The sequence below is a fragment of the Candidatus Rokuibacteriota bacterium genome, assembly GCA_016209385.1.
Classification (GTDB): Bacteria; Methylomirabilota; Methylomirabilia; order Rokubacteriales; family CSP1-6; genus JACQWB01.
In genome coordinates this window covers 1-4,650 of sequence record JACQWB010000222.1, presented here as the reverse complement: position 1 = coordinate 4,650, position 4,650 = coordinate 1, and the positions used below count along the sequence as shown (strand labels likewise).

The window sequence follows — 4,650 nt, the reverse complement described above, 5'->3', positions numbered from 1 at the left end:
GGCTTGGCCCGCGCAACCAACTCGGGCCTCGCCTCGTGGCTCTCCTCGCCTGCGGCTCGTCGGCAGCCCCTCGGCTCGAACCGCCATTCCTGGGGGGAGGCCTCGGAGGGGGCCGTCGAGGCCCCCACCGACTTAATAGCGGGCTTTGGCGGCGCTCTCGGGGGGCGTCTCGCCGACCTTGATCTGGACGTCCAGGGGCTTTTTCTTCCGCAGCAGCTGGAGCGTGACCGTCTTTCCGACCTCGGTTTCGGCCACCAGCCGCTGCAGGTGGTGGTAGTCCTCCACCTGCGTGCCGTCGAAGGCGCGGATCAGGTCTCCCTGCTGGAGGCCGGCTTCGGCGGCAGGGCTTCCCGGATACACCGACGCCACGACGGCGCCAGCCGTTCCCGTCGCGCCGAGCGACTGCCCGAGTTCGGGGGAAACCGGTTGGACCGCGATGCCCAGCCAGCCGCGGACGACCTTGCCCTTCTCCATGAGCTGGCTCGTGACCCGCTTCACCATGTTGATCGGGATGGCGAAGCCGATCCCTTGGCCGGTGGCGACGATGGCCGTGTTGATGCCGATGACTTCTCCCTTCAGGTTCACCAGAGGCCCGCCCGAGTTGCCGGGATTGATGGAGGCATCGGTCTGGATGAAGTTCTCGTAGGTAGCGATCCCGACCTCCGACCGGCCGGTGGCGCTGATAACCCCGACCGTTACCGTCTGGTCGAGGCCGAAGGGGTTGCCGATCGCGATGGCCCACTCTCCCACCCGGAGACGCTCGGAGTCGCCCAACCGGGCGACGGTGAGCTCGGCGTCGGGCTGGATCTTGACGACAGCCAGGTCGGTCTTGGCGTCGGACCCCACCGTCCGGCCGCGATGCTCTGTCTTCGAGGAGAGCTTCACGATCACCTCGTCGGCCCCCTTCACGACGTGGAAGTTCGTGAGGATATAGCCGCGCTTGTCGAGGATGACGCCCGAGCCGAGACTGGGCTGGCGGAACTCTCCCCGGGGGCCCTGCCGCGGGCCGAAGAACTGCTCGAAGAAGTCGCGGAAGACCGGGTCCTCGGTGGAGGGGCCGGGCGCCGTGAACGGACGCCGCCGTTTGGCCAGGTGAACCGTGCCGATGTTGACGACTGCGGGGCGCACCTGCTCGGCCACCGTGATGAAGGCCGACTGCAGCGCCTCGGCGACGGGCGCCGCGTCGGAACGGGTGAGGGGAGGCGGCCCGGCAGGGGGCGTGCTCAGCGTCGCGTGCAGGGCGAACCCACCGGCGCCGGCGGCGAGAACGAGGAGAGCGACCAGTAGCCCTCTGAATGTGAGCGGTGTCATAATCTGGCGGGCCTCGACTCCGTGAGCATCATACTACAGGTCAGCACACGGAGTCCGACGTGCTCTTGGCCCAGCCGGGCACGGGCGCGCGCGATTGCTGGCGCGTGGGGACCTCGGCTCGGGGCGCTCCGGGCGGTGTCCCGTCCAGCCGGAGCGGTGGTTGTCCGGCAAAAATTGTTGGGTCCAAAGGGAAGTGTGGTATAAGTGTAAGTGGCCTAATTTTCGGAATTTTCTGGGTGCTCTGGCTCAGTGGTGTGGGGGACAGGGCCTGGGCGAGAAGCGCTGGTTGACTGGGGGGAAATACTGAGGTGGCCGGGAAACCGCTAGGCGCCTACCTGCTGCAGGCCGGGCTCATCAGCAAAGAGCAGCTCGAGATGGCGCTCCGTGAGGCGAAAACCTCCGGCGAGTTGCTCGGGGAGGTGCTGATCCGGCTCGGCTTTGCCGCCGCCGACGACCTCTCGATGGCGCTGGCCGAGCAGGCTGGCATCCCGCGCATCGATCTCGGCCAGCATCGTCCGGACCCCGAACTGTCCGCGCTCATTCCCGAGCCTTTTGCCCGCAAGCACACTGTTGTCCCCATCTCCAAGGATGGGTTCACCCTGACCGTCGCCATGGGCAACATCTTCGACGTCGCCGCCATCGACGACCTCCAGCGCAAGACGAAGCTGTTCATCAAGGTGGTGTGGGCCAGGGAGAGCGAGATCAAGAACACCCTCGATCTCGCCTATTCGGCGCAGGGGGGGAGGCGGGCGGCCACAGAGGAGGAGGTTCAGCAGGCCGAGGCGCGGGCGGGCGCCGCTGAGGCGAGCGTCAGCGTCGAGACCCCCGTGACCAAACTGGTCGAAGAGCTTTTCCAGAAAGCCTCAAAGGAAGGGGCGACCGACATCCACATCAACCCCGACGAGAAGTCGATGCGGACGCGGTTCAGGTTCGACGGGATCCTCTACAGCGGTCCGACGATCCCCAAGGAGCTTCACCCGTCCATCATCACCCGGATCAAGATCCTGGCCGGGCTCAATATCTCGGAAAACCGCCTGCCCCAGGACGGGCGGATCCTCTACCACGACGGCCCCTACCGCCTGGACCTGCGCGTGTCAACGTTCCCGACGATCCACGGAGAGAACGTGGTCATCCGGGTGCTCGATAAGAACCGGAGCTTTGGGCTCGAGCAGCTCGGGTTCACTCCGAACAAGCTGGTGATCTTCAAGCGGCTGATCGAAAAGCCTTACGGGCTGATCCTCGTGACCGGGCCCACCGGATCCGGGAAGACCACCACCCTCTATTCGGCCCTCACGCATATCAACTCCCAGGAGGTGAACATCGTCACCCTCGAGGATCCGGTCGAGTACGAGGTGCCCTTGGTCAGGCAATGCCAGATTAATCCGAGGGCCGGGCTCACGTTCGTGACCGGGCTCCGCGCCATTCTTCGCCACGACCCCGACATCATCCTCGTGGGCGAGATGCGCGACCTCGAGACCGTGGAAACCACGGTGAGGGCCGCGCTGACCGGTCACCTAGTCTTCAGCACCTTCCACACCAACGACGCCGTGGGGACGATTCCACGCATGCTGGAGATGGGGGTGGAGCCGTTTCTGGTGGCGTCCTCGCTGCTCGCTGTGGTCGGCCAGCGGCTGGTCAGGGTGATCCACACGCACTGCAAGACCGAGGTGACGCCCGACGACGAGATCCTCGCCCGGGTCGGATCCAAGGCTCGGGAGGTGGAGACCTTCTACAAAGGCAAGGGGTGCGCCGGGTGCAACCAGACCGGGTACCGGGGCCGGCTGGGGATTTTCGAGCTCCTTGAGGTGACTCCACGGATCTCTCAGCTTATCGCCCAGAAAGCAGAGCCCGCGGCTCTGTACAAGGCGGTGCTGGACGAGGGCATGGAGACCATGTTCCAGGACGGCCTGAAAAAGGTGGCTGCCGGCGTGACCACCCTCGAAGAGCTCATCCGGGTGACGTACTCCCTCGAATAAGACCCTGGACATGCCCCACTACGCCTACCGGGCCAAGGACGACTACGGGAAGACCGTGACCGGCCTGATCGAGGCGCCCACCGAGGACGAGGTGGATTCGAGCCTTCGCGACAAGGGGCTCTATGTGATCTCGGTCGAGCCGCGGGCTCAGGCCCGGCCGGGCGCCAGCAGGCCCGCCGCACGGTCCGTGGGTCGGGTCTCCCGGAGGGACCTTATCCTGCTCACCAGCCATCTCCAGACACTCTTCTCCGCGGGCATCCCGTTGGCCCCGGGTCTCCGGGAGTTCGCCGACGAGGCGCCCAACAAAGCCATCGGGGCCGTCGCCGCCGCGATCCTGGAGCGCGTCGAGGGCGGGGCCATGCTCTCCGACGCCATGGCCCAGTTCCCGAGCGTCTTCCCCGAGCTCTACGTCGCGCTGGTCAAAGCGGGGGAGGCGTCGGGGCACCTGGATGCGGTCTTCGCCGACCTCGTGACTCACATCGAGTGGCAGCAAGGGATCATCAGCCAGGTCCGACAGGCGAGCATCTACCCCATGGTCCTCTTGTCCGCGCTGACGGGACTGGTAATCCTTCTCTTCACCTTCGTCCTGCCGCGGTTCGCCAAGATCCTGGAACGGACCGGCGCTCCGCTCCCCCTCCCGACGAAGATCGTGTTGGTCGTCGGTGGATTCATGCAGGCCAACTGGACCTACCTCTTCTTCGGGGTCGTGGCGCTGGTGGTGCTCTACCGCCTCTGGGGACGCACCACGGGGGGGCGATTGGCCATCGACCGCTTCAAGCTCCAGCTGCCGATCTTCGGCACGATCCTCCGCAAGGTCGCGCTGAGCCGGTTCACGCACAATCTCGAGACACTCCACCGCGCCGGCGTGGAGTTCGTCTACGCCCTCACGGTGCTGGAGCGCGTGGTGGGCAACGCCGCCATCGCGCGGGCCGTGGCCCAGGTGAAGGAGAGGGTCATCGGGGGCATGGCGTTCACCGAGGCCCTCAGGGCGAGCGGAGAGTTCCCGCCCCTCGTCCTCAGGATGGTGGCGAGCGGGGAGATGTCGGGGAACCTGGCGGACAGCCTCGGCAAGGTGAGCCAGTACTACGACAAGGAGGTGCCCGACGCGGTGAGGCGCCTCTTCGGCCTGATCGAGCCGGTCATGATCACGGTGCTCGCCGTTGTCGTGCTGGGGTCGATCCTGGCGGTCTTCCTGCCGATCTACACGATCCTGGGGAAGATCGGCGGCCAGCGGTTCCGATGAGAAAGGGGATCCGGCGGTGCTAGCGCAATCGGAGGGGGCCTCGACGGCCCCCTCCGAGGCCTCCCCCAGGAATGGCAGTTCGAGCCGAGGGGCTGCCGACGAGCCGCAGGCGAGGAGAGC

The 4,650-nt window shown here is 66.4% G+C and carries 3 protein-coding genes; 2 read left to right on the top strand and 1 reads right to left on the bottom strand.

Going from position 1 to position 4,650, the window contains the following annotated elements; all coding sequences use genetic code 11:
• Positions 1-132: 132 nt before the first annotated feature.
• Complete coding sequence (locus HY726_16460; protein ID MBI4610589.1) at positions 133-1,311, bottom strand: Do family serine endopeptidase; 1,179 nt, start codon at positions 1,309-1,311, stop codon at positions 133-135.
• A 308-nt stretch (positions 1,312-1,619) separates the two neighbouring features.
• Between HY726_16460 and tadA the strand changes: the two genes are divergently transcribed.
• Together tadA and HY726_16450 are read left to right on the top strand one after the other, a co-directional pair.
• The gene (gene tadA, locus HY726_16455) at positions 1,620-3,287 is read left to right on the top strand and encodes a Flp pilus assembly complex ATPase component TadA (GenBank protein MBI4610588.1); all 1,668 of its coding nucleotides are present in this window, start codon (positions 1,620-1,622) and stop codon (positions 3,285-3,287) included.
• A 10-nt stretch (positions 3,288-3,297) separates the two neighbouring features.
• Complete coding sequence (locus HY726_16450; GenBank protein ID MBI4610587.1) at positions 3,298-4,530, top strand: type II secretion system F family protein; 1,233 nt, start codon at positions 3,298-3,300, stop codon at positions 4,528-4,530.
• The last annotated feature ends 120 nt before the right edge of the window (positions 4,531-4,650 follow it).

Bases quoted from the DNA above. Each gene is read 5' to 3' on its own strand.
- HY726_16460 (MBI4610589.1), bottom strand. From the start codon at position 1,311: ATGACACCGCTCACATTCAGAGGGCTACTGGTCGCTCTCCTCGTTCTC.
- HY726_16450 (MBI4610587.1), top strand. From the start codon at position 3,298: ATGCCCCACTACGCCTACCGGGCCAAGGACGACTACGGGAAGACCGTG.